Source organism: Kitasatospora sp. NPDC056731 (assembly GCF_040687675.1).
In the GTDB taxonomy this organism is placed as follows: domain Bacteria; phylum Actinomycetota; class Actinomycetes; order Streptomycetales; family Streptomycetaceae; genus Kitasatospora.
Genome location: NZ_JBFBNR010000045.1, coordinates 1 through 24976 on the forward strand (window position 1 = coordinate 1; position 24976 = coordinate 24976).

The 24976-nt window shown below is 74.0% G+C and carries 20 protein-coding genes and 1 pseudogene; 13 read left to right on the forward strand and 8 right to left on the reverse strand.

Features of this window, described 5'->3' with window-relative positions; genetic code table 11:
- Window positions 1–128: 128 nt before the first annotated feature.
- From AB0R04_RS31825 to AB0R04_RS31835, 3 genes are all read right to left on the reverse strand, one after another.
- A complete protein-coding gene (locus AB0R04_RS31825) occupies window positions 129–1955 on the reverse strand; it encodes a putative Ig domain-containing protein (RefSeq protein ID WP_363377111.1) in 1827 nt (608 codons plus the stop codon).
- Window positions 1956–2443: 488 nt separating this feature from the next.
- Window positions 2444–3049 (reverse strand): hypothetical protein, encoded by a 606-nt coding sequence (locus tag AB0R04_RS31830; RefSeq protein WP_063350383.1) that lies wholly within the window; start codon window positions 3047–3049, stop codon window positions 2444–2446.
- On the reverse strand, window positions 3046–3426 hold the full coding sequence (locus tag AB0R04_RS31835) for a PadR family transcriptional regulator (RefSeq protein WP_363377112.1): 381 nt from the start codon (window positions 3424–3426) through the stop codon (window positions 3046–3048). The genes AB0R04_RS31830 and AB0R04_RS31835 overlap by 4 nt, the downstream gene beginning before the upstream one ends.
- A gap of 215 nt (window positions 3427–3641) precedes the next feature.
- On the opposite strand from AB0R04_RS31835, the gene AB0R04_RS31840 reads away from it, so the two are divergent.
- From AB0R04_RS31840 to nadE, 4 genes are all read left to right on the forward strand, one after another.
- Complete coding sequence (locus AB0R04_RS31840; protein ID WP_363377113.1) at window positions 3642–5228, forward strand: alpha/beta hydrolase; 1587 nt, start codon at window positions 3642–3644, stop codon at window positions 5226–5228.
- A gap of 16 nt (window positions 5229–5244) precedes the next feature.
- Window positions 5245–5904: a DsbA family protein gene (locus AB0R04_RS31845; protein WP_063350385.1), complete on the forward strand. Its 660-nt coding sequence runs from the start codon at window positions 5245–5247 to the stop codon at window positions 5902–5904.
- Between the two features lie 115 nt (window positions 5905–6019).
- Complete coding sequence (gene ftsH / locus AB0R04_RS31850) at window positions 6020–7936, forward strand: ATP-dependent zinc metalloprotease FtsH (protein ID WP_363377114.1); 1917 nt, start codon at window positions 6020–6022, stop codon at window positions 7934–7936.
- Window positions 7937–8046: 110 nt separating this feature from the next.
- Window positions 8047–8880, forward strand: coding sequence for an ammonia-dependent NAD(+) synthetase (nadE, locus tag AB0R04_RS31855; protein ID WP_363377115.1), 834 nt, complete (start codon window positions 8047–8049; stop codon window positions 8878–8880).
- A gap of 62 nt (window positions 8881–8942) precedes the next feature.
- Here nadE and AB0R04_RS31860 read toward each other — a convergent pair whose 3' ends face one another.
- The 3 genes and pseudogenes from AB0R04_RS31860 to AB0R04_RS31870 all read right to left on the reverse strand — a co-directional run bounded on the left by AB0R04_RS31860 (window position 8943) and on the right by AB0R04_RS31870 (window position 11483).
- Window positions 8943–10643 carry a DUF885 domain-containing protein gene (locus AB0R04_RS31860; protein ID WP_363377116.1) on the reverse strand — a complete coding sequence of 567 codons (1701 nt, stop codon included), beginning with the start codon at window positions 10641–10643 and terminating at the stop codon, window positions 8943–8945.
- A 154-nt stretch (window positions 10644–10797) separates the two neighbouring features.
- A pseudogene (locus AB0R04_RS31865) lies at window positions 10798–10917 on the reverse strand (short-chain dehydrogenase); the annotation flags it as partial.
- Window positions 10918–11054: 137 nt separating this feature from the next.
- Window positions 11055–11483 carry a DUF5997 family protein gene (locus AB0R04_RS31870; protein WP_363377117.1) on the reverse strand — a complete coding sequence of 143 codons (429 nt, stop codon included), beginning with the start codon at window positions 11481–11483 and terminating at the stop codon, window positions 11055–11057.
- A 58-nt stretch (window positions 11484–11541) separates the two neighbouring features.
- On the opposite strand from AB0R04_RS31870, the gene AB0R04_RS31875 reads away from it, so the two are divergent.
- The 3 genes from AB0R04_RS31875 to AB0R04_RS31885 all read left to right on the forward strand — a co-directional run bounded on the left by AB0R04_RS31875 (window position 11542) and on the right by AB0R04_RS31885 (window position 13801).
- A complete protein-coding gene (locus AB0R04_RS31875; protein WP_363377118.1) occupies window positions 11542–12336 on the forward strand; it encodes a LysR family substrate-binding domain-containing protein in 795 nt (264 codons plus the stop codon).
- A gap of 311 nt (window positions 12337–12647) precedes the next feature.
- Window positions 12648–13229 carry a YetF domain-containing protein gene (locus tag AB0R04_RS31880; protein ID WP_363377119.1) on the forward strand — a complete coding sequence of 194 codons (582 nt, stop codon included), beginning with the start codon at window positions 12648–12650 and terminating at the stop codon, window positions 13227–13229.
- Window positions 13230–13342: 113 nt separating this feature from the next.
- Window positions 13343–13801, forward strand: coding sequence for a hypothetical protein (locus tag AB0R04_RS31885; protein WP_363377120.1), 459 nt, complete (start codon window positions 13343–13345; stop codon window positions 13799–13801).
- A gap of 53 nt (window positions 13802–13854) precedes the next feature.
- Here the strand turns inward: AB0R04_RS31885 and AB0R04_RS31890 are convergent, their stop codons facing one another.
- Window positions 13855–15186 carry a cytochrome P450 gene (locus AB0R04_RS31890; protein WP_363377121.1) on the reverse strand — a complete coding sequence of 444 codons (1332 nt, stop codon included), beginning with the start codon at window positions 15184–15186 and terminating at the stop codon, window positions 13855–13857.
- A 240-nt stretch (window positions 15187–15426) separates the two neighbouring features.
- Between AB0R04_RS31890 and AB0R04_RS31895 the strand changes: the two genes are divergently transcribed.
- A complete protein-coding gene (locus tag AB0R04_RS31895; protein WP_363377122.1) occupies window positions 15427–16830 on the forward strand; it encodes an amidase in 1404 nt (467 codons plus the stop codon).
- A gap of 91 nt (window positions 16831–16921) precedes the next feature.
- On the opposite strand, the gene AB0R04_RS31900 is transcribed toward AB0R04_RS31895, so the two are convergent.
- Window positions 16922–18871, reverse strand: coding sequence for an FUSC family protein (locus tag AB0R04_RS31900; RefSeq protein ID WP_363377123.1), 1950 nt, complete (start codon window positions 18869–18871; stop codon window positions 16922–16924).
- A gap of 453 nt (window positions 18872–19324) precedes the next feature.
- Here AB0R04_RS31900 and AB0R04_RS31905 point away from each other — a divergent pair, with 453 nt between their 5' ends.
- The 5 genes from AB0R04_RS31905 to AB0R04_RS31925 all read left to right on the forward strand — a co-directional run bounded on the left by AB0R04_RS31905 (window position 19325) and on the right by AB0R04_RS31925 (window position 24958).
- Window positions 19325–20416: a YbiU family protein gene (locus AB0R04_RS31905; protein ID WP_363377124.1), complete on the forward strand. Its 1092-nt coding sequence runs from the start codon at window positions 19325–19327 to the stop codon at window positions 20414–20416.
- Window positions 20398–21774, forward strand: a complete 1377-nt coding sequence (locus tag AB0R04_RS31910) for a DUF6271 family protein (RefSeq protein ID WP_363377125.1) — start codon at window positions 20398–20400, stop codon at window positions 21772–21774. The genes AB0R04_RS31905 and AB0R04_RS31910 overlap by 19 nt, the downstream gene beginning before the upstream one ends.
- Before the next feature lie 150 nt (window positions 21775–21924).
- A complete protein-coding gene (locus AB0R04_RS31915) occupies window positions 21925–23067 on the forward strand; it encodes a type III PLP-dependent enzyme (RefSeq protein WP_363377154.1) in 1143 nt (380 codons plus the stop codon).
- Entirely contained in the window at window positions 23064–23678 is a 615-nt protein-coding gene (locus AB0R04_RS31920; protein WP_363377126.1) for a GNAT family N-acetyltransferase, read from the forward strand. Before AB0R04_RS31915 ends, AB0R04_RS31920 begins: the two co-directional genes overlap by 4 nt.
- A 5-nt stretch (window positions 23679–23683) precedes the next feature.
- Window positions 23684–24958: an MFS transporter gene (locus tag AB0R04_RS31925; protein ID WP_363377127.1), complete on the forward strand. Its 1275-nt coding sequence runs from the start codon at window positions 23684–23686 to the stop codon at window positions 24956–24958.
- Window positions 24959–24976: the final 18 nt, after the last annotated feature.

The following is a 24976-nucleotide window of genomic DNA, read 5'->3' on the forward strand; positions in this document are numbered from 1 at the left end:
CGGGGGCGCCGGGGCGGAGGGTGGCGAGGCGGATCTCCTCGGGACGCCAGTCCCCGACGGCCCAGAGCGGGTTGGGTCCGGTCCACAGGGGGCGCCCCGGCGGCGTCAGGGGCGTGGACGGGCGGCCGTCAGGAGACGGTCACGTCGTCGTAGTAGGTGTAGGTCGGGTCACCCGGGTAGTTGTCGTCCACGTTGGTGAGGGTGAGCGTGTAGCTGTGGCCCGGAGTGACGGTGCCGGAGGCGGACTTCCAGCCGAGGCCGCTGGTGCAGGTCTTGGCGAGCACCGTGGTCGTGGTGTTGGTGGTGTTGTCCTTGAGGGTGGCGGTCGCCCAGTCGTAGGTGACGGTGTCCGGGCAGGTGACGTCGTACCAGAAGGCGACCTTGCTGCTGCCGGTCGGGGCGGTGAAGGTCTGGCTGGCCGTGGACGTGGTGGTGGGGCCGGTGGAGCCGAGCATGGCGCCGTAGCTGCCGGTGTGCTTGGCGGCGCTGGAGGCGGCGGCGCTGCCGGCGGAGGTCCAGCCGCTCAGGGTGCCGGTCTCGAAGCCGCCGTTGGTGAGGCCGCCGCCGCTCGCGGAGGTGACGGTCCAGCCGAAGGCGGCGGAGCCGGAGGCGCCGGTGGCGTCCTTGGCGGTGACCGTGACGTTCGCCGTGCCGGCGGTGGTCGGGGTGCCGCTGATCAGGCCGGAGGCGGAGATGGACAGGCCGGCCGGCAGGCCGCTCGCCGTGTAGGTGAGGGTCTGGCCGGAGGCGCTGTCGGTCGCCGCGATCTGCAGGCTGACGGCCTTGCCGGTGGTGCCGGTCTGGGCGCCCGGGTTGGTGACGGTGACGGTGTTGCCGGTCGTGCCGCCGACGATCGGGTGGGACATCTCGCAGCCGCCCGCACCGCTGTTGAAGTCGTTCGCCCAGGTCGACTGCATGGCGAAGCTGCCGGTGGTGAAGCCGACGTTCGCCGAGGCGCCCTGGCCGCTGCTGACCCAGGCGCACTTGTCGCCGTTCTCGGCGCCGCTGCTGTCGGTCCAGCCGCCGGCCGGGTTCTGGTCGGTGATGGTCTCGGCGTACTCGTGGCCCTCGACGATGGTGACGCCGTCCAGGGTGCCGGCCGTCCCCGCGTTGACGAAGCCCTGGCCGCAGCCGGAGCCCGCGTCGGTCACGTACGGCAGGTTGGTGAAGGCCAGTTCGCCGTACGGGGAGGAGACGGCGCCGCCGGTGAGCGTGGTGTCGCCGGTGTAGTCGTGCCAGGCGCAGAAGTTGCCGGACGCGGTGTTGAAGCCGTCGGGGGTGGTGCCGGTGGGGGAGACGACGACGTACTGGTCGTTCCGGTTGGCCGCGGCCGTGGTGTTGCCGAAGTGGCCGGACGCCTTGACCGCCTCGGCGCCGATCTGGTTGCCGGTCGCGGAGGCGGGCGCCGCGGCGGAGGTGTCCACCCAGACGCCGGCGAGCGCGCCGCCGGTGGGGTAGGCGACGTGCGCGGAGTTGCCCGGGCAGGTCTGGGAGCCGGCGGCGACGCCCTCGCAGTACTGCGTCATGACGCCGGACCAGAGCTCGCTGCCCGCGCCGATGCCCTTGAACAGCTGCTGGAGGCGCGGGGCCATGCCCTTGGCGTCGCCGCTGAGCGTGGTGTTGCCGTTGGTGTCGGTGCCGGAGCTGCCCCACTGGGAGCCCCAGAACACCAGGTAGACGTGCTCCGGTCCGGTGGTCACGCCGATGCTCGGACTGCCCGCCCCGCCACCGTAGTTGAGGTTGTTGGCGGAGGTGGCGTTCGGTGCGGCCTGGTGGCCGCGCAGCGGGACGGCGCCGTGCCGGTACGGGTGGTTCGCCGACGCCGCGGGGTGCGCGGCGTCGTCGGGCTGCGCCTGGGCGGGTGCCGCGGTGAAGCCGGCCGCCGCGAGGGCGAGCGCGGCGACGCCGGTGAGCGCCGCCCGTCCGGCGAGACGGAACGTGGGGGTTCGGCCCATGTGAGGGTTGCCTCTCTCATGCCGACCGCCCGGGCACCGGTGGGTGACGGGTGGTCGCGAAGGACAGGGAGAGGCCGGAGGCGGTGGAACGCCTGGATGACCCGCCGCACAACGGATCACCGGGGGGAAACAGGCCCGCCTCGGCCGCCGAGAAGCAAAGCAGCCGCCGGAGAACGGGGTCAACGAGCCTGACGGTAAAGTGAGTTGCCTTGATTCCCACGTAATGGAAAAGCCCCCAGGCGGAGGGGGCGGCGGTTCGGGTTCCCCAGGTCCGCACACTGTATGCGGGTTTTCGTTAACCGTATGAACGGCCTTGGCCGAAAAGGGGTTTGATGGTGAGAAACAGGTAAGACATTAGCCGCCGGGCAGAGGCGCGCGCAAGCGCGAGCCTCCGACGTGCGGAGGCCGCCCCCCCTTGTACATGGGGGCGGCCTCCGGCATCACCAGGGGGGGACGGCGAAACGTCAGTGTTCTTTGGTGAAGCCGGTTCAGGCCGTGAGTGCGGCGTTGCGCAGCCGGGCGGCGGAGCGGGCCAGGAGGAACGCCGCGAGCAGGGCGGGGCAGAAGCCCACCACGCAGGCGGCGAGGACGGCGGTCGCGGTCAGGCCGAACGGGGACACGACGGCGGCGGCGATGCCGGCCAGCGGAGTGACCAGGACGGGGGAGAGCAGCAGCAGGGCTGCCAGCCGCTTCTCCCGGCGGCTCCACTGCGTGGACCGCCACACCCTGCTCGCGGCGATGACGGCGGCGGCCAGCGCGAGCGGGGGCCCGATGGCCGGGACGAACGACAGCGGAACCGGCAGCACCGCGAAGACCAGGGTGCGGGCGGTGCGGCCGCGGCTCTCCGGCTCCGGTCGGGTGCCGCCCTCCTCGTCGAGCGCGGCGTCGGCGATCCGCCGGGGGCTGCCCAGCTGCTCCAGGACCCGCCGGACGGCGGCCTCGTCGGCGGGGTCGCACTCGGCGAGCGAGACCTCGATGTGCTCGCGCAGGTCCGCGAGCAGTTCGCGGCGGCGAGGCTCGGGCAGCGGAGCGGTGTACCGGGCGACCGCGGCCAGGTGGGTGCGGACCAGGGGGTGCTCGATGGGGTTGTTCACGGGTTCTCTCCCGGGGCCAGGACGTGGTCGACGGTTTCGCGGAAGGCGGGCCACAGCGTGGCGAACTCCTCCAGTGCGCTGCGGCCGGTGTCGGTGAGGGTGTAGTACCGGCGGGACGGGCCGCTGGCCGAGTCGCGCAGGAAGGTGTCGGCGAGGCCGGCCCGGCGCAGCCGGGACAGCAGGGGGTAGATGGTGCCCTGGCTGGTCGCCAGCATCGGGAACCGGCCGAGCTCCTGCAGCAGCTCCACCCCGTACCGGGGGCCGTCCCGCAGCAGTGCCAGGACGCAGTACTCCAGCACGCCCTTGCGCAACTGCGTCGCCACCGGTCCGTCGGCCGTACCGGCGTCGCCGTCGTGGTGTGTGATGCCAGGTACCATGTGATGCAAGATAGCATGCGACGCCAGGTAGTGGGCAATCCGGACGAGGGTCGCAGGAGTACCTCACCCGGACGGCGGGTGGCAGCCGGACCGGCGCACGCCCCCCGAGGAGGCCGTCCACCAGGCGTAGTCGCCCAACCACCCCTAGGGTCTGTGGTGCGTTGACCGTGCCGAGTGCCGGGGCGCGCCCGGCAACCCGAGAGGTGGACCGCTCCATGCACACCGTCGTCCGCGGCGCCGGCGCTTTCGGCCTGGCCGCGCTGCTGCTCGCCTGTGCCGCCGGTTGCCAGGGCGACGCCCGCTCCGCCGTCGAGCCCGCGCCGACCTCCCCGGTCGGCTCGCCCGGCTCACCCGCTGCGTCCGCGACCGGACTCGCGGCCCAGCATCTCGACTGGCAGGCCTGCCCGGCCCCCAGCCCCGCGCAGGGCAGCGGCACCGCGCCCGCCGGTGACTGGCAGTGCGCCACCCTCAAGGCGCCGCTGGACCACGGCAAGCCAGACGGCCAGACCATCGACCTGGCCATGATCCGGAGCCGGGCGAAGGACGAGAAGCACCGGATCGGCTCGCTGCTGTTCAACTTCGGTGGCCCCGGCGCCTCCGGCGTCGCCACGCTGCCCGCCCTCGCCGCCGACTACGCCTCCCTCAACGCCCGCTACGACCTGGTGAGTTTCGACCCCCGCGGGGTCGGCGCCAGCGCCGGGGTGAGCTGCCTGGACGACAAGGCGATGGACGTCAGCCTGGCACTCGACAACACCCCCGGGACCCCCGACGCGGTGAAGGCGCTGGACACCAGCAACGCGCAGTTCACCGCCGCCTGCGAGCACAACTCCGGTCCGGTGCTGCCCTACGTGGACACCGAGAGCGCCGCCCGCGACCTCGACCTGATGCGGCAGGTGCTCGGCGACCAGAAGCTCTTCTACTTCGGCATCAGCTACGGCACCCAGCTCGGCGGCGTCTACGCGCACCTGTTCCCGCAGGAGGTCGGCCGGATCGTCCTGGACTCGGTCGTCGACCCGACGAAGGACCCGCAGCAGTCCGCGCTCGGCCAGGCCAAGGGCTTCCAGCTCGCCTTCGACAACTTCATGAAGGCCTGCGCCGCCGAGGAGGCCGCCGTCTGCCCGACGGGTGCCGGCGGCGTCGAGGGCACGGCGGCGGTCACGGCGCTGCTGCAGAAGCTGGAGCAGTCCCCGCTGCCCACCACCAGCGGGCGGCAGCTCACCGAGACCCTGGCCGTCACCGGCATCGCCGCCGCCCTGTACAGCGAGGAGACCTGGCCCGTCCTGGCCGCCGGGCTCACCGAGGCGATGCAGCAGGGCACCGGCAACACACTGCTCCAGCTCTCCGACGCGATGTTCGGGCGCGACCCGCAGGGGCGCTACACCAACCTGAGCGCCGCCAACCGGGCGATCAACTGCGTGGACGCCCGACAGCGCTACTCCGACCAGGACGTCGAACAGCAGCTGCCGCAGTTCCGCGACGCCTCCCCGGTGTTCGGCCCCTACTCCGCCTGGGGCCTGACGAGCTGCACCGGCTGGCCGGTGCCGGGCAAGGCCGACCACCCGGACGTCTCGGCCGCCGGCGCGGCCCCGATCGTGGTGGTCGGCACCACCGGCGACCCGGCCACCCCGGTCGAGGGCGCCCACGCGATGGCGCAGCAGCTCGGCCCGGGCGTCGGCGTCAACGTCACCCTCCAGGGCGAGGGCCACGGCGGCTACAACACCGGCGACCCGTGCCTGAAGCAGGCCGTGGACGCCTACCTGCTGGACGGCACCGTGCCGGCCGACGGGAAGACCTGCAGCTGAGAAGTGGCCCACCGCAATGGTGATCGATTGGCCCTGGAAAGCGGTCCACTCGGCGTCTAGGCTCTTCACCGTGACCACCAAAGTCGATTTCTACTTCGATCCGATCTGCCCGTTCGCCTGGATCACCTCCCGGTGGATCCGTGAGGTCGAGCGCCACCGCGAGCTCGACCTCACCTTCCGGGTGATGAGCCTGTCCGTCCTCAACGAGGGCCGCACCGACCTGCCCGAGCGCTACCAGCGCCTGATGACCACCGGCTGGGGCCCCGTCCGGGTCTGCATCGCCGCCGCCGAACAGCACGGCGAGCACGTGCTGCGCGACCTGTACACCGAACTCGGCACCCGCCTGCACGACCAGGACCGGCCCGCCGACGACGCCGTCATCCGGGAGGCCCTGGTCGCGGCCGGACTGCCGGAGGAGCTCGCCGCCGCGGCCGACAGCACGGCGTACGACGTCGCGCTGCGCAAGAGCCACCACGAGGGCATGGACCCGGTCGGCGAGGAGGTCGGCACGCCGACCATCCACGTCGACGGCGTCGCCTTCTTCGGCCCGGTGCTGAGCGCCATCCCGCGCGGCGAGGACGCCGTCCGGGTCTTCGACGGGGTGCGGCTGCTGGCCGGTTACCCGAACTTCTTCGAGCTCAAGCGGACCCGGACCGGCTCGCTCGACTTCTCCTGACGGCGCCGCCGGCCCCCGTTCCGGGGCCGGCCGGTTCGTCCTGGACCTCCCGTCCGGGCCCTTCTCGCCCCACCATGGAGAGGAAGGCCCGGCGGCGGAGAGGTGGTGGGCGCGGATGATCACCCGAATCCGGCTGCGCGCCGCCCGCCACCCCGCGACCCCGCCGCCCCCGGGCGGGGGCCCCGAGCGGCCCCGCACCCCCGGCGGCCCGCCGCCGCCCAAGCCGCCCCCGCCCGCGATGCGCCGCTGGCTGCTGCCCGTCGCCGTCCTGGTGACCCTGCTGCTGCTCATCCTGTTCTCGCGCTCCGGCTCGACCGGCGCCACCTACGGCTACACCGACTTCCTCAACCGGGTCGGCGCCGGCCAGGTGCAGACCGTGGACATCACCGACACCGGCGGGGTCACCGGCACCCTCAAGGACGGCACGCACTTCACCAGCCAGATCCCGACCGCCCTGGACACCTCCCAGCTCAGCGGCGAGCTGGCCGGCCAACACGTCGACATCACCGCCAGCCGCAGCGGCGGCAGCTCGATCTGGTCGACGCTGCTGCTGTTCCTGCCGCTGCTGCTCTTCGGCGGGCTGTTCCTCTGGTCCGGCCGGATGGCCGCCCGCTCGCTCGGCGGCGGCCTGAGCGCCATCGGCCGCTCCCGCGCCAAGATCATCGAGGCCGAGCGGCCCGCCACCCGCTTCGCCGACGTCGCCGGGTACGAGGGCGTCAAGCAGGAGGTCAGCGAGGTGGTCGACTTCCTGCGCAGCCCCGAACGCTACGCCGCCGCCGGCGCCAAGGGCCCGCGCGGGGTGATCATGGTCGGCCCTCCCGGCACCGGAAAGACCCTGCTCGCCCGGGCCGTCGCCGGAGAGGCCGAGGTGCCCTTCCTCTCCGTGACCGGCTCCGGCTTCGTCGAGATGTTCGTCGGCGTCGGCGCCTCCCGCGTCCGCGACCTCTTCGACGAGGCCCGCAAACGCGCGCCGTCCATCATCTTCATCGACGAGATCGACGCCGTCGGCGGCCGCCGCGCGGGCGGCACCCGGCTCGGCGGCAACGACGAACGCGAGCAGACCCTCAACCAGCTGCTCTCCGAGATGGACGGCTTCGACCCGACCACCGGCATCGTCGTCATCGCGGCCACCAACCGCCCGGACGCCCTCGACCCGGCCCTGCTGCGCCCCGGCCGGTTCGACCGCCAGGTCACCGTCCCGCTGCCCAACCAGGCGGAACGGGCCGCGATCCTCGCCGTCCACGTCCGCGGCAAGACCCTCGCCCCCGATGCCGACCTCAACCGCATCGCCCGAGGCACACCCGGCTTCTCCGGCGCCGACCTCGCCAACCTGGTCAACGAGGCCGCCATCAACGCCGTCCGCGCCGACCGCGCCACCCTCACCGCCGACGACCTCGACACCGCCCGCGACCGCGTCCTGCTCGGCCGCCGGGACTCCTCCAACGCGCTGCTGCCCGAGGAGCGCCACGCCGTCGCCGTCCACGAGTCCGGGCACGCCCTGACCGCCGCGCTGTGCGAACACGCCGACCCCGTCGCCAAGGTGACCATCCTCCCGGCCGGCGTCTCCCTCGGCGCGACCGAACAACTCCCCGAAGCGGAACGCCACCTGTACACCGAGGGCTACCTGATCGACCTGATCACCGTCCAGCTCGGCGGGCGGGCGGCCGAGCTGGTGGTCTTCGGGGAGGGCTCCACCGGCGCCGCCAACGACCTCGCCCACGCCACCGGCGTCGCCACCCGGATGGTCCGCGAATTCGGCCTCTCCCCGGAACTCGGCCCGGTCGGCTACTCCAGCGGCTCCCCGAACTACCTCGGCGACGGCCCCGAGGACCTGTTCCGCCGCCCGTACTCCGAGCAGACCCAGCGCGCCGTCGACGAGGCGGTGGCCCGCCTGCTGCGCCGCGCCGAACGCCGCGCCGTCGACCTGCTCCGCGAACACCGCCACCACCTCGACGAACTGGCCGCCCTGCTGGTCGCCCAGGAGACCGTCGACGGCGCCGTCGTCCTCGACATCCTGCGGCACCCCGCGTAGGCGCTCGCCCCGGCCTGCCGCAGCACCGCCACCACCTCGTCGAACGCGCGGAACCCGCTGGTAGCGTCCAGGGCGGGCACCCACCGTGTCACCTTCACCCGGGAGTCGATATGACCGAACCCCTGTCCGCCGACCTCCAGCGGGAGATCGCCCGCACCCTGCGGGTGGCCCCCGTCCCCAGCCCCGAGCAGGAGGCGAAGCGCCGGGCCGACTTCCTCGCCGACCAGCTCCGGGCGGCCGGCGCCCGCACGCTGGTGCTCGGCATCAGCGGCGGCGTCGACTCCACCACCGCCGGGCGGCTCTGCCAGCTCGCCGTCGACCGGCTGCGCGCGGCCGGACACCAGGCCGAGTTCTGCGCCATGCGGCTGCCCTACGGCACCCAGGCGGACGAGGCGGACGCCCGCCGCGCACTCGACTTCATCCAGCCGGACCGGACCCTGACCGTCGACATCAGGCCCGCGACCGACGCCGCCCTCGACGCGCTGACCTCCGCCGGCCTCACCTTCGCCGACCGCTCCCACGAGGACTTCGTCCGCGGCAACGTCAAGGCCCGCCAGCGGATGGTGGCCCAGTACGCGGTCGCGGGCGCCACCGGCGGCCTGGTCGTCGGCACCGACCACGCCGCCGAGGCGGCCGTCGGCTTCTTCACCAAGTACGGTGACGGCGCCGCCGACGTGATGCCGCTGGACGGGCTGACGAAGCGTCAGGTCCGCTCGCTGGCCGAGGCCTTGGGGGCCCCAGTGGACCTCGTCCACAAGACCCCCACCGCCGACCTGGAGACCCTCGCCCCCGGCCGCCCCGACGAGGACGCCCTCGGCGTCCCCTACGAGGCCCTGGACGACTTCCTGGAGGAGCGGCCGGTGAGCGAGGACGTCTTCCGCACCGTCCTCGGCCACTACCGCCGCACCGAGCACAAGCGCCGCCCGCCCGTCACCCCGGCGTAGCAGCCGAACCGGCCCGACGGTGCGCGGTGCGTGTGCACCGCGCACCGTCGGAGCGGCGGGCCCTACTGCGCCGCGATCCAGTCCGTGACCAGCGTGTCCAGCACTCCCAGCGGCAGGCTGCCGTGCCCGATCAGCTCGTGGTGGAACTCCCGGATGTCGAACCGGCCGCCCAGCGCCGCCTGCGCGCGCTCGCGGTGCCGGACGATCTCCCGGCGGCCGATCAGGTACGCGGTCGCCTGGCCCGGCCAGGCCAGGTAGCGGTCGATCTCGTTGCGGACGTTGGCCTCGGTGGTGGCCGTGTTGTCCCGCATGAAGGCGATCGCCCGCTCCCGGGACCAGCCGTAGTGGTGCAGCCCGGTGTCCACGACCAGACGCACGGCCCGCAGCGCGTCGAGCGACAGCATGCCGAAGCGGGAGAGGTCCGAGCTGTACAGCCCCATCTCGTCCGCGAGCCGCTCGGTGTACAGGCCCCAGCCCTCGACGTGGGCGGTCAGCTGGCCGCTCGGCCGGCGCCGGAACTCCGGCAGGTGGTGCAGCGTCTGGGCGACGGCGATCTGCAGGTGGTGCCCGGGCACGCTCTCGTGGAAGGCGATCGCCTCGTACTCGTACCTGAACCTGGTCTGCGGGCGCAGCGTGTTGATCCAGTGGGTGCCGGGCAGGCCGCCCGGGCCCGGCGGCTGGTAGTAGGCCAGCGGCCCGGTCTCCGCCTCGATCGGGTCGATCTCCCGGGTCACGCAGTCGGCGATCGGGTAGGCCCGGAAGTAGTCGGCCGAGGCGCGGCGGGCGCGCTCCAGCGCCTCGTCGACCAGGGCGATGATCTCCTCGGCGCTGCCGAAGCGCAGCGCGCGGTCCTCCCGCAGCGCGGCCAGCACGGCGTCGGGGCCGGTGATGCCGAGCACCTTGCCGCCCAGCTCGGCGAACTCCTCGCGCAGCCCCGCCAGGGTGTCCAGGCCGATCCGGTGGACCTCCTCCGGGGTGAGCCCGGGCCGGGTGTAGCGCGTGACGGCGTCGGCGTAGCCCTCGGTGCCGCCGGGCACGTGGCAGACCCCGGCCCGGTCGTCCGGCCGGGCGTCCGCGGCCAGCCGCTGGGCCAGGCCGGCCCGGTAGCGGGCCACGGCCGGGCGCACGCCGTCGCGGACGATCACCCGGCCCCGGTCGAACTCCGGGCGGCCCTGCAGCGCGCGCAGCAGCTGGTCGTCGTCCGGGTTGGCGACCAGGTAGGCGTCGAGCTGGTCGAGGGCGGCGTCGACGCCGCTGCGCAGGGGCGTGCGGCCCTCGGCGGCGGCGTCCAGGTGGAGCTGCAGGGCGGCGTCGAAGTAGCCCGGCAGGCCGGCCAGCCGCTCCAGGTAGGCGTCGGCGCCCTCCTGGTCGACGGAGGTCATGGCGAGCGAGGTGAAGGCCTCGTTCTGCGGTGCGGTGATGGTCGCCGAGATGCTGAAGTCGCCCAGTCCGTGGGTGATCCGGCCGGTGCCGTTGTCGATCAGCCGCCCGAGCACGCGGTGGGTGACCAGGTCCTCGCCGGCCAGCGCGTCCACCGGGATCGCGGCCAGTCGCGCCCCGAAGCCCGCCAGCGCGTCCCGGTGGCGCAGCGCGGCCGCGCGGGACGGGTCGGGCACCTCGTGGGCGTAGCCCTCGACCCCGCTCAGCGTCGCGTCGAACGGGGCGTGGGCGTTCTCGGCGGCGAAGTACTCCTCGGCCAGGGCGGCGAGTGCGGTGGTGGCGGCGAGCGCGGCGGGTTCGTCGTGGTGCGGGTGGTCGGTCATGGGCGCTCCCCGGTCCGGTGTGGTCAGAGTGACGAGGGTTGCCTGGGCGCCCCGGTGGCGCCGATTATTCGGAGTCGGCGGCGGCGCGGTCAATACGCGGAGCGGGGAAAGGGGGTTCTCCCCGGCGCCCGGTGGCGCCGCCGCCGCCACCCCGTCAGCGGTAGCCCTCCGGCGCGGCCGGCTTGCCCGCGTCCTGCACCTCGACCAGGTAGCGCCAGCAGTCCGGCCGGCTGCCGTCGCGGTCGGTGAAGCCGTACTCCAGGGCCGGCCGCCCCTGCTGCCTGTGCCATCCGCACGCTCCCTGTCCGGATGTCCGCCGACGACTGTGCCGACGCCCGTGGAACGGACGTCGGCACCAGCCTTGCGCAGGGGTCTGACAATCGGGCCCGGCCGGCGGCCGGAGCGCGCGGGTCAGCCGGCCTTGGCGGCCTTGGCAGCCTTGGCGGCAAGCGCCGCGGCGTCCTTCTCCTGCTTCTCCTTGATCCGGACGGCCTCCTTGCGGACGTCCACCTGGTTGGCGCGCTCGTGCTGCAGCCAGAGCGGGTTCTCGGCCTTGACGGCCTCGATCTGCTCGGTGGTGAGCGCCTCGGTCACGCCGCCGCGGGCCAGGCCGGCGATGGAGACGCCGAGCTTGGCGGCGACCACCGGGCGAGGGTGCGGGCCGTTCTGGCGCAGCTCCTGGAGCCACTGCGGCGGGTCGGCCTGAAGCGCGCTGAGCTCCTCGCGGGAGACCACACCCTCCTGGAAGCCGGTCGGCGCCGCGTCGAGGTAGATCCCCAGCTTCTTGGCGGCGGTGGCCGGCTTCATGGTCTGGCTGGTCTTCTGCTTGAGCGATGTCATGGTGACAAGGGTAAGGGAGTGCGCGGGCGCTCCCGGTCACGGTCGGTAGCCTTGCCCTGTGACAGACATGCAGGTGAACCCGTCCTTCCGGCTCGCGTACGTCCCGGGCGTGACCCCCGGCAAATGGGTCCGGGTGTGGTCCGAGCGGCTCCCGGACGTGCGGCTCGACCTCCTCGCCGTCCCGGCCGGGGACGGCGAGGGGACGCTGCGCGAGGGCACCGCGGACGCCGGGCTCGTCCGGCTGCCCGTCGACCGGGACGTGCTCAGCGCGATCCCGCTCTACGCCGAGACCACCGTCGTGGTCTTCCCCAAGGACCACTGGCTCGCGGCCGCCGAGGAGGTCGCGCTCGGCGACCTCGCCGAGGAGGTGGTGTTCCACCCGCTCGACGACACCCTCGGCTGGCCGGGCGAGCTGCCCGGCCGCCCGGCGATCGAGCGCCCGGCCAGCACCGCCGACGCCATCGAGCTGGTCGCGGCCAACGTCGGCGTGCTGCTGGTGCCGCAGTCGCTGGCCCGGCTGCACCACCGCAAGGACCTCACCTTCCGGCCGGTCGCCGAGGCGCCGCAGTCCCAGGTGGCGCTGGCCTGGCCGGAGGACCGTACGACGGACCTGGTCGAGGAGTTCATCGGCATCGTCCGGGGCCGCACGGTCAACAGCTCGCGCGGGCGCGGCGCCCAGCCGGCGGCCGAGCCCCAGAAGGCCGCGGCGCCGCGCAAGTCCCAGCCGCAGAAGGGCGGCCAGCAGAAGGCGGGTCAGCAGAAGGGCGGCCAGCAGAAGGGCCGGCCGAAGCCCGCGGCGGGCGGCCGGGGTGCGGCCGCGGCCAAGCGCGGCAAGCCGAAGCGCCGCTCATAGGGCGTGTCTTCGAACCCCCGCCTGCGCGCCGACGCCGGGGCACGCACCTCGCCGCGTTGTCGTCAGTCGCCGATGGCCCCCAGCCTCCGGCCGGGAGGTGCCCCCACCGCATGGACTCCCTCCTCCGCCTTGCGATGCACGCACCCCAACGCCGCCACGCCCGCCCTCCGGGCGGACGACGGGAGTTCGAAGACACGCCCTCGCCGGAGGCCCCGGTTCGTCCGGGTGCTGGCCGGGGCCCGGCGGGGCGCGTACCGTCGGGCCCGGGCGCTGCCCGCCCCGTCCGGCCGAGGGGTTGAAGGAGCGGGGCCATGTGGCACGACCTGGTGATCGTCCAGATTCCGATCGTGGAGAAGATCCTCCGCACGATCGCGGTCTACGCGCTGATCCTGATCCTGTTCCGGATCGCGGGGAAGCGCGGGCTGGCGGGCCTGAACACCTTCGACATGGTGGTCATCTTCCTGCTGTCCAACGTGGTGCAGAACGCGATCATCGGCAATGACAACAGCCTGCTCGGCGGCGCCATCGGTGCGGTCACCCTGATCGCGGTGAATGCCGCCGTCACCCGCTGGCTGGCCCACGACCCGCGTGCCGCCCAGCTGTTGGAGGGCACCCCGACCACCGTGGTGCGCGACGGCAAGCTCGTCCCGGGCGCGCTGCGCGGGCTGGCGCTGCGCGCGTCCGAGATCGAGCACGCCGTCCGCGTCCAGAACGGCGACACGATCCGCGACGTCGCGGTCGGGCGGCTGGAGCCCGACGGCCAGCTGGTGATCACCCTCAAGCCCGCCGAGCAGAGCGCCACCCGCGGCGACGTCGAGGACCTGCACCGGCGGCTGGAGGCCATCGAGCGGCTGCTCACCACTCTGGCGGCCGACCGGCGCGGCGAGGACTGACCCGGCGGCCACCCCAGAGGTCTGGGATGGGAACGGCCGCACCCGGCCCGGCAGGATTGGCGTAGACCACTTCCGTCCACACTCGCCGGGCCTCCGTCCGGCCGGAGGATCGAATGCTGCGCAGACTCTCCTGGATCCCGGCCCTGACGGCCGTCCTGCTCGCCCTGGTGGCCGGGCCGACGGCCGGGACGGCATCCGCCGCGACCGAACGCGAATTCCTCCAGGGCTACGGGCAGTTGGTGCCGCTGCCGGCTCCGGTGACGCCGGCGCAGCAGTGCGTCGAGCGGCGACTGTTCCTGGACGCCGGCACGTACGCCTGGAGCTTCAGTACGCCGGGCGGCAACGTGCCGTCCCAGGACGTCCAGCTCTCCTCGGGCTGGTTCCGTTGGACGATCTGTGTGTACCCGCGGGCGTCCGTCTACGGCGCGACGACCTGGCTCGACCCGGAGACCCCCGGCCAGCCGCACCTGGAGCGGACCACCAGCTTCGACGTCACCTTCACCTACACCTACACGTGGGACTCCATGCTCTACCGCTGGCAGGGCATCCCCCGCCCGCCGCGCACCATGTGACGCATCGTCAGATGAGGCTCCCGTCCGTCGCCGGCGCGGGGCGGGAGCCCCGGTCACCAGGCCCGGCGGGCGAGGGTGGCCGTGAAGGGGCGGGGGGACAGCGAGGAGCTGCGGGCGGGGCGGACCGGGCGGCCGGGGGTGGGGGTGACGGTCCAGCGGGCCGCGATGGTGGCGATGGCGAGGGCGGCCTCGGTGGTGCCGAACACGTCGCCGATGCAGCGGCGGGCGCCGAGGCCGAAGGGGGCGTAGGTGCCGGGGGAGGGGCGGGTGATGGTGAGCCAGCGGTCGGGGTCGAAGCGGGCGGGGCAGGCGAAGACGTCGGCGCGGCGGTGCAGCAGGTACGGGCTGAACAGGATGGTCGCGCCGGCCGGGACGCGGTGGCCGCCGAGTTCGGCGTCGGCGGCGGCGACGCGGCTGAGGATCCACACCGGCGGGTAGAGCCGCAGCGTCTCGGTGACGATGCGGGCGGTGAGCGGCAGGGCGGGCAGGTCCTCGTGGCGGGCGGGGCGGCCGTCGAGCACGGTGTCCAGCTCGGCGTGCAGGCGGTCGCGGATGGCCGGGTGGGCGGCGAGCAGGGTCCAGGCCCAGGAGAGGGTGGCGGCGGTGGTCTCCATGCCGGCGAGCAGGAAGGTGACCACCTGGTCGTGGATCTCGGCGTCGGTGAGCCCCTGCCCGTCCTCGTCGCGGGCGCTGAGCAGGGTGGACAGCAGGTCGTTGTGGTCGGTGCCGGCGGCGCGGTAGTCGGCGATCAGCCGCCGGGTGACCTCCTTCAGGTCCTGTTGGGCGCGGCGGAAGCGGCGGTTGCCCGGGGTGGGGATGAGGTCGGTGCCGGGCAGCGGCATCATGACGCGCCGGCCGACGCCGCGGGTGATGACGTCCATGCTGTCGTGGACGGGCAGCGAGCCGGCCCGCTCGTGGGCGGCGAACAGGCAGCGGGCGGTCACGGCGGTGGTGAGGCGGTACATCGCGGCGGGGACGTCGACCACGTCGCCGTCGCTCCAGGAGGCGGTGGTGCCGGCGATCTCCTCGGCCATCATCGCGGCGTAGCCGGGCAGCCGGTCGCGGTGGAACGCGGGTTGCAGCATGCGGCGTTGGCGCCGGTGCGCGGCGGCCGGGCAGGTGGCCAGGCCGTCGCCGAAGACCTCGCGGGCCTTGTCGAGGACGAGCCCGCCCTTGTCGTAGGTGCGGTCCTCGGTGAGCAGTTGGCGGACCAGCTCGGGGTGGCAGGCGACGTACGCGTCCAGCGGACCGAGCCGCAGCCGGACGAGGTCGCCGTGGGCGGGCAGGCCGGCGACGAACTCCAGCGGCCGGCGGACGAAGGCGGGGACGTGGCCGAGCAGGGGGAGGGAGCCGGGGGCGGTGGCCGAGGTGTACTGGGTGGGCACGGGCGTCACCTTGGGGTGGGGGGTGGACCGGATCGGTTCGTGATCCGGCCTTTCCCCGGGGCCGTCGGCGAAACGATCTCCGACCGGCGGGTGGGGTGAACGCGGGGGCGCATGCCGAACGCCCGTGCGCCGTCGGGGTTCGGCGGCGGGCGCCGGGGGTGGGGTATCCCTCGGCGCAGCCCCGCGCCTACACTGCGAACTCTTGCGCGACTACCGGTCAGTAGGGATTGGGGAGTTCGGATGACCGACGAGCGGGCCCACGGGTTCACCGACGACGCCCTCGGCGCGCACGACGCCGTGGCCCTGGCCGCCCTCGTCCGCGCCAGCGAGGTGGCCCCCGCCGAACTGGCCGCGGCCGCCGCCGCCCGCGCCGCCCGGGTCGACCGGACGCTCACCCCCGTCGCCCACCCGTCCTACGACCGGCCCCGGCTCGGCCCGGACGGCACCGACGGCCCGCTGTACGGCGTCCCCACCTTCCTCAAGGACAACGTCGACCTGCGCGGCCTGCCGACCGGCATGGGCAGCGAGGCCTTCCAGGCCCGCCCGGCCCGACGCAACTCCCGCTTCACCGACCAGTTCCTCGCCACCGGCCTGGCCGTCCTCGGCAAGACCCGGCTGCCCGAGTTCGGCCTCAACGCCTCCACCGAGTTCGCCACCGCCCAGCCGGTGCGCAACCCGTGGAAGCCCTCGCACTCGGCCGGCGCCTCCTCCGGCGGCTCGGCCGCGCTGGTCGCCGCCGGAGTGGTGCCGATCGCGCACGCCAACGACGGCGGCGGATCGATCCGCATCCCGGCCGCCTGCTGCGGACTGGTCGGACTCAAGCCCACCCGGGGCCGCCTGGTCACCAACGCCCAGGGCGGCAAACTGCCGATCGACCTCGTCACCGACGGCGTGCTCACCCGCTCCGTCCGCGACACCGCCGCCTTCTACGCCGCCGCCGAGCGCCACCACCGCAACCCCGCGCTGCCCCCGCTCGGCCTGGTCGAAGGCCCGGGGCGGCGCCGGCTGCGGATCGGACTGGTCGTGGACTCGCCGCTCGCCACCACCGACGAGCCCACCCGCACCGCCGTCGAGCAGACCGCCGCCCGGCTGGCCGCACTGGGCCACCACGTCGAGGAGACCACCCTGCCGTTCGGCGAGGAGTTCTCCCGCGACTTCGTCCTCTACTGGGGCTACATCGCCTTCGCCATCGCGGTCAGCGGCCGGCTGACGCTGGACCGCAGCTTCCGGATCAACCGGCTCGACGGCCTGACCACCGGGCTGCGCCGGCTCTACCAGCGGGAGTTCCTGCACACCCCGGCCGTGCTGCGCCGGCTGCGCGGCGCCGAAGCCGCGTACGCGGGCCTCTTCCGCACCCACGACGTGATCCTCTCGCCGGTCCTCGCGCACGCCGCCCCGCCGATCGGCCACCTCAGCCCGAACGTGGCCTTCGACGAGCTGATCGAGCGCCTCCAGCGCTACGTGGCCTTCACCCCGGTCAACAACGTGACCGGCGGCCCCGGCATCGCCCTGCCCACCGGCGCCGCGCCGAGCGGCCTGCCGATCGGCGTGCACCTCTCGGCCGCGCACGGGCAGGAGCGGCTGCTGCTGGAGCTGGCCTTCGAACTGGAGGCGGACCGGCCCTGGCGGCGGATCCAGGACTGACCGGGCCTTCGACGGGACTGGCCCGGCCTTCGACGGGGCGGATGCCCGAGCGGCCGCTCCAGGACTGGCCGGCCCCCGGCCGGCCCGGCCCTCAGACGGGCACCACCGCCCGCGCCGCCTGCACCTCGCGGTGCAGCCGGCCCAGCGCGCAGTCGGGCCGGAGGTCGTCCGGCCCGGCCTCGGGCAGCGGCCCGCCGCTGCGCAGCGCCCCGGCCAGGTCGGCCAGCTCCCGGACGACGGCGCCGACCTCGGCCGGGGACGGCGCCGGAGCGCCGTGCTCGACCCGGACCCGGGTGGCGGTCGTGGTGTCCACGATCCGCTCGACCGCGATCACCAGCGGCCACCAGGCCTCGGCCCGGGCCCCGACCGGCGGCGGTTCGGTGAGCGCCCGCTGGAACTCGCTGCGCACGGCGGACAGGTCCCGGTAGAGCCGCCGCCGGTACCGGGCGCGGGCCGGCTGGTCGGCCCCGGGCCCGGTGGTGAAGGCCAGCGAGACGTACGCGGCGGAGTCCGCGACGGCGTCGGCCAGCCGCTCCCCGATCCGGGTGTGCCAGGACTCCGGCCACAGCAGGTAGCCGGTCAGCAGCGCGATGCCGCAGCCGATCAGCGAGTCGTACAGCCGGGGCAGTACCAGGTGGAAGCCCCGGTGGTTGAGCAGGTCGGAGAGCAGCAGGATCACCGGGGTGATCGCCGCGGTCTGGAACGCGTACCCCTTCGCCGACAGCACCGGGATCAGGGCCGCCAGCGCCGCCATCACCGGCACGTCCCACCAGCCGTGCGGCACCTCGGCCAGCACCGGGATGGCGATCAGCAGCCCGGCGGCGGTGCCGAGCGCGCGCAGCACCGCCCGGGAGAACACCGAGCCGAAGTCGGGCTTCAGCACGAAGGTGACGGTCAGCGACACCCAGTACGAGCGAGGCACCGCGATCACCGACACCAGGATCTGGGCGAGGCCGATGCACAGGGCCAGCCGCAGCCCGTACCGCCAGGACGCGCCGGACAGCAGCAGCGCGTGGGCGGCCCGGCGGGTGCGGACCCGCAGCGCGGCGGGCCGGCCGAGCGGGTCGTCGTCGGCGTACGGGTCGGGTGCGGGCTCGTGCGCGACGGCCCGGGCGTGGCCGATCGCGGCGACCAGGGCGCGGGTGGACGGCCCGGCCGGATCGGGCAGTCCGGGCGGCGGGGTCGACCCGGCGCGGCCCCGCTCGACGGCCGCGGCCAGCTCGCGCACCGCCGCCGGGTAGGCGGGCGGCAGCGGACCGTACTCGCGCGGGCGCAGCTGCGCCGCCGAGGCGGCCTCCACCACCGGGATGGCGGCGTTGAGCTGGGCGAGCAGCCGGACGAGGGTGGGGGAGCGGCCGTGCCGGCGGGCCCGGCGGGCGAGCAGCAGGTCGTAGGACTGGTTCAGCGACTGGGTGAGCGCCTGTCGCGCGTCGTCGGCTCCGGGGGTGCCGGTGGCCTCCAGGAAGGCGGCGACCGACCGGTAGGTGCCGGCCACGGCGGAGCGCTCCGGCGTGCCGCCGCGCAGCGGCCAGGCGAGCAGGGTGAGGCCGAGCACCAACAGGCCGCCGAGCAGCAGCAGTCCGGGCGGCGCCCACCAGGGGGAGGGCAGCGGCAGTCCGGCGCCGACCACCGCGTTGAGCAGCAGGAGCAGTCCGGACACCGAGGCGACCGCGCCGATCGAGGAGATCATGCCGGAGACCAGGGCGACGGCGGTCAGCACGGCGACGGCCGTCCAGCCCGCACCGTACACCAGGGTGCCGAGCAGGACCCCGAGGGCGCCGAACAGCTGCGGCACGGCGATGTTGAACACCCGCATCCGGTAGGCGTCCGCAGTGTCCCCGATGACCCCGGACAGCGCGCCCATCGACACCAGCGCGCCGTACCCGGGCCGGCCGGTGGCCGTGCCGACCGCGAGCGGCGCGGCCAGCGCCACCGAGGCCCGGGCGGCGGCGGCCCAGGGGACCGGTGCGGCCTTGGGGCGCAGGCTCGCGGTCAGCCAGCCGGGCGGGGTGAGCCGGGTGGTGGCGGGGCGGTGTGCCATAGGCCCAACGTACGGCGCGAAGGACGGGGCGCAACGCTGGGGAACTCGTTTTGGTTCACGTCCGGGTATGTCAATTCCCGAAACATACTCCGACTTATGTCACTCTCCGAAACATAAAGCGAACCCCAAGGGGCCATCTGAACTGCGGGGATTTCCCTATTGGTAACCAGCCGTCGAGGGTTGACACCATTAGATGGTCTAGTCCAACGTATGAGGGGCGCGGTTCGGCCAGGGCTGAGGCGGGGTGAGGGGCCGTGCCGGACCGCCGAGTTGGCCCCCTGACGTGGCGGAACCTTGCACGGTCGGGGCCCGGGCGAGGCGGAGCGCATGCGGACGGCATGCGGTCCGCGGACTGAATTCCACGCACGGCCGGTGACGGGCCGTCGGCTCGCCGTGCCCGCACTGTGCGTCCAGGAAGCGCTGCGTCGACTACGAACCATGGAGTGACTGCCCATGCCGAGCCCTGACGGATATCTGCACCGAGCCGCCTCGGCGCGCCCCTACTTCAGCGAGGACGGGGAGAGCTACCTCGCGCGCACGGCGCTGCGCGAGGTCCGCAAGGAGCGTCCGCTGCGGGTGCTCTCCGAGGAGGACTTCGCGTTCTGGCAGACCTACGGCTACGTCGTGGTCAAGGAGGCCATCCCGGCCGAGGCCGCACGGCGCCTGCTCGACTTCGCCTGGGACTTCCAGGGCCTCTCGCCCGACCGCCCCGAGGACTGGTACCGCGAACGCGACCACCGCGACGAACTCGACCGGGAACTGCACATCTACGGCTTCGTCGAGGCCTACCACCACCAGCTGATCTGGGACAGCAGACAGGCCCGACGGGTCTACGACGCGTTCGTCGACGTCTGGGACTGCGAGGAGCTCTGGGTCACCCTCGACCGGCTCAACCTCAACCCGCCGAACATCCGCAACCGTGACCGCGCGCTGATCGAGCCCACCGACCGGGGCTTCGACATCGAACTGCACTGGGACGTCGACACCACCCAGGGCATGCTGCCCCAGCGCGTCCAGGGCATCATCGCGCTCGACGACACCCGACCCGACCACGGCGGCTTCCAGTGCAATCCGGAGCTGTTCCGCCGCTTCAACGAGTGGCAGGCCGCCCAGGCCGCCGACCGCGACCCGATCCGTCCGGACGTCGACCGCACCGAGTTCCCGGTGGTTCGGCCCGAGTTGAAGGCCGGCGACCTGCTGATCTGGAACGGCCTGCTCGCCCACGGCGTCGCCCGCAACACCTCCGAGAACGGCGTCCGCGCCGTGCAGTACCTGTCGATGATGCCCGCGCTGGAGGAGGCCGCACAGCTGCGCCGCTCCCGGGTGGAGTCCTGGCGCACCCTCGCCACCCCGGACTGGAACCGCACCCTGGTCGGCGACGCGACCCGCCACGAGTCGCTGCGCTACGGGCCCGCCGAACTCACCGAACTCGGCGAGCGGTTGCTCGGCCTGCGCTCCTGGCACGGCCCGGAGTCCACGGACGACCGGCCCGCCCCGCAGCCCGCCGAGTCCACGGGGGAGCCGGCATGCGCGCCGTCTGCCTGACCCTGCCCACCAACCGCGAGTGCGCGGCCACCATCGCGGCGATCGGCGCCGAAGCCGCCTACGCCGCACGGCGGTTCGGCGTCCGGGTGCACCTGCTGATCCTGGACTCCGCCGATCCGGCCACCTACCGGCGGCATGCGGAGGCCGTCGCCGCGCTGCCCGCCGCCGGGTCCGGTGCTGCGCTCGGTGTCGGCTCTGGTGCCGCTTCCGAGGCCGGGGAGGTGGTCGTTCACCACCTCGACGAGGCCGCCCAACGCGCCTTCCTGCGCGACGTGATCGAGCGCTCCGGCGCCGCCGGCCCCGACGGGCCGCTCGGCGACAAACTGCTCGACCTGATGCTCCCCGACGCCGTCTCCTACGGCGCCTGCACCAACCGGGCGTTCCTGCTCGCCGGTGCGCTCGGCTGCGCCTCCGTGCACCGCCGCGACTCCGACAGCGCGTACCAACTGCTCGACGGCGAACCGGTGTTCCCGATCGAGCACGAACTCGCCACGCTCGGCCTCAAGGCGGCCGACGCGGCCGCCGCCGTCACCGAGGTCACCCTCGACCCGGCGCACGCCGACAAGCCCGTCGCCCTGGTCGGCGGCTCCTTCATCGGTGAACTCTCCGTCGACATCGGCGAGATCCGCGAACTCGACCCGGACGCCTACCGCCAGGTCGTCGCGCTCTGGGCGCCCACCGGCGCGAGCGAGCAGGAACGCCGCGAACTCGTCGCCGACTCCTTCACCGGCGGCGGCACCGACCCGTTCCGCCACGACCGCGCCGTGCTCGACCTGCCCGACATCTGGCGGATCGACATGTGCAACGTCGCCCTCGACCACGAGGTCTACGACCGCGTCCCGCTGCCGCCCGCCACCGCCACCATCGGCAGCGACTACTTCCTGCTGCACCTCGTCCGCGACGCCACCCTGCCCGGCGTCGTCCACAACCGGCACCTCGTCAACTACTACACCCCGGAACGGCGCACCGGCGCGGGCTTCACCGCCTACCAGCTGCGCTACGCCAAGTTCCTGCTCTCCATGCTCTACCTCTACCCGGTCTACTCCGAGATGGAGGCGGCCCGCGGGGCCCTCCTCGACGAGGCCCACCACATCCGCGCCGACGTCATCGCCGACTCCGCCCGCCGCAGCGCCGCGACGGACCGCGCGGAGAACCATCGACGGCTCGACGCGCTGAACCACTGCTACCGGCAACTCGGCGGGAAGTACGCCGAGTTCGCCGACCACCTGGCGCCCCAGCGGGCGCGTCTGCTCGACGAAGCGCAGGCGGACATCGAGGACTTCGCGCTGCTGATCGACGCGTGGGGTCCGCTCATGCGGGCGAGCAAGGCCACGCCCGCCGACCGGCTGCCGCGGTAGCCGCACCGGGAGCCATTCGTGATACGTCAGACCATCGCCCACCGCGCCCCGGCGCACCACACCACCGCCCACACCGGCGTCGCGCCCGACCCGGCCGCGCACGACCGGACTGCGCTCCGCGCCGCCCTCGCCGCCGCCACCGACGACCGGATCATCTACGACCTCGACGGCATCGAGCGCCAGTACACCGACCTGATCGGCGAACTGCCCGACGTCACCGTCCGGTTCGCCATGAAGGCCTGCCCGGTGGACGAGGTGCTCAGCCGCCTCGCCGCCCTCGGCTCCGGCTTCGACGCGGCCAGCCCCCAGGAGATCGCCCAGGCCCTGCGCACCGGGGTGAGCCCCGACCGCATCCACTACGGCAACACCATCAAGTCCGACCGCAACATCGCCGAGGCCTACCGGCTGGGCGTGCGCGACTTCGCCACCGACAGCCTGGAGGACGTCGCCGCCATCGCCGAACACGCCCCCGGCTCCCGGGTGTTCTGCCGGGTCGCCACCTCGGGCGACGGCGCCCTGTGGGGCCTGAGCCGCAAGTTCGGCTGCTCGCCCGAGGACGCCCTGCGCGTCCTGGACGCCGCCCGCTCGGCCGGCCTCACCCCGTCCGGACTCTCCGTGCACGTCGGCTCCCAGCAGATGACCGCCGAAGCCTGGGGCGCCGCCGTGGACTCGCTCGCCGCCGTCCTGGAGGCGCTCAACTGGCGCGGCATCACCCCGCAGCGGATCAACCTCGGCGGCGGCCTGCCCGCCCTCGGCGTCCTGGACCGGCACGGCCGCCCGCTCGACCCGCCGCTGGACAAGATGTTCGCGGTCATCCGCGAGGGCATGGACCGGCTGCGCACCGTCAACGCCGCGCCGCTGGAGTTCCTGCTGGAGCCCGGCCGGCACCTCGTCGCCGACCACGGCGCGATCCGCGCCCACGTCGCCCGGCTCTCCTCCCGGCACCAGCTCGACGGCACCCGCGAGGACTGGCTCTTCCTGAGCTGCGGCAAGTTCAACGGCCTGTACGAGATGGACGAGCTCCAGTACCGGCTCGAATTCCCCACCCACCCCGGCGGCCAGTTCGTCAACGCCGTCGTCGCCGGCCCGACCTGCGACAGCGACGACGCGTACGCCCAGGAGGACGGCCTGGTCCGCGTCCCGCGCGCGATCGCCTCCGGCGAACCGGTCTGGATCCACTCCTGCGGCGCCTACGCCACCGCCTACACCACCCAGGGGTTCAACGGCTTCGAGCCGCTGCCCTACACCTGCATCGGCGGAGCCGGCGGCCCGGACGGAGGCACCGGCAGATGACCGGCCTGCACATCCGGCTGCTCCAGGAGGAGGACTGGGACGGCGTCGTCGCACTGGAGGAACGCGCCTACGCCGCCAGCGGCCTGTCCGAAGGCCGCGAGGCGCTGCGCTCCCGCCACCGCGCCTCGCCCGACACCTGCTTCGTCCTGGAGCACGCCGGCGGCCTCGGCGGCTACCTGCTGGCCCTGCCCTACCCGCTGTTCCAGTGCCCCGACCTCAGCCGGGTCGAGGCCGGCGGCGTCCGCGCGACCAACATGCACCTCCACGACCTGGTCGTCGCCGAGGGCCTGCGCGGCCGCGGCCTGGCCCACCGGATGCTGCGCGGCCTGGAGGAGACCGCCCGGGCCCGCGGCTACCGCACCATGTCCCTGGTCGCCGTCCGCGGCTCGCAGGTGGTGTGGGCCCCGCTGGGCTACCGCGCCCGCCCCGAGATCGGACTGCCCGGGAGCTACGGCCCCGAGGCGCTCTACATGGCGATGCCGCTGAGCCCGGCCGCCGCCCCGGCCGCCATCGCCGTCCCGGCCCCGGTCGCCGTCTCGGCCGTGGTCCAGGCGATGACCCCCTCCACCGACCCGTCCCTCGGGTTCCCACCCAGAGCCGAAGTGGGCTGATGCACATGTCCCCCGTTCGCGACGACTTCCGCCGGTCCCAACTGGCCATCGCCGCACTGTTCTTCCTGCTCGGATTCCAGTACGCGACCTGGGTCTCCCGGATCCCCGCGCTGAAGGCCCGGCTCGACCTCGGCGAGGCCCAGATCGGCCTGCTGCTGATGACCTGCGGGGTCGGCGCGGCGGTGTCCTTCCCGCTGGTCGCGGTGCTGATGCGGCGGTTCGGCTCCCGCCTGCTGTCCGTGCTCTCCGCGCTCGCCCTCGGCGTCGTCCTGGTCGCCCTGTCCGTGGTGCCCAACTACCCGCTCACCCTGCTGGTGCTGTTCTGCGACGGCGTCGCCGTGGGCTGCCTGAACGTCGCGATGAACGCCCAGGGCGCGGCGCTGGAGGCCCGCTACGCGCGGACCACCATGTCCCGCCTGCACGCCACCTTCAGCGCCGGCTCGCTGCTCGCCGCGCTGCTCGCCTCCGGCGTCACCGCCTTCACCGGCACGCTCGCCGTGCACTTCGGGCTGGCCGCCGCGCTGCTCGCGGTGCTGGTCGCGGCCGCCCGGCCCGGTCTGCTCACGGACGACGCGCCGGCCGCGGCGCAGGACGAGCCGGACCAGGAGCAGGACGGGCCGGACCCGGAGCAGGCGCCGGCCGCGAAGAAGGACCGCCGCCGCTTCGCCCTCCCGGCCGCGGCGGTCCTCTGGATGGGCCTGGCGATGGTGTTCGGCACCGTCACCGAGGGCGCCATGAACGACTGGTCCGCGCTCTACCTCAAGGACGTCGTGAACGCCGGTGCCGGGCTCGCCCCGCTGGGCATCGCCGTCGTCTCGGTGATGATGGTGCTCGCCCGGATCTTCGCGGACGGCTGGCGCACCCGCTTCGGCGACGGCCGGATCGTGCGGACCGGCAGCCTGCTGGCCGGCGCCGGACTGGCCCTCGCCCTGCTCGTCGGCGGCGTCGTGCCGACCCTGATCGGCTTCGCCTGCGTCGGCCTCGGCGTCGCGGCGGTCACCCCGTGCGTCTACGTCGCCGCGGCCCGCCAGGGCTCGGACGCGCTCTCCCTGGTCGCCGCGATGGGCACCACCGGGCTGCTCGCCGGGCCCGCCGTGATCGGCTTCATCGCCGACGCCACCAGCCTGGTGTGGGGCATGGCCGCCGTCGCCGTCTCCGCCGCGGTCGTCTCGCTCTGCGCCACCCGGATCGGCTGGCCCGCCCCGGAGCCCTTCCCCGAGCCCCTCCCCGAGTCCCACCCCGAGCCCCTCGACGGCCGACTCGCCCCGGACGCGAGCTAGCCTCCCCACAGTCCTCGC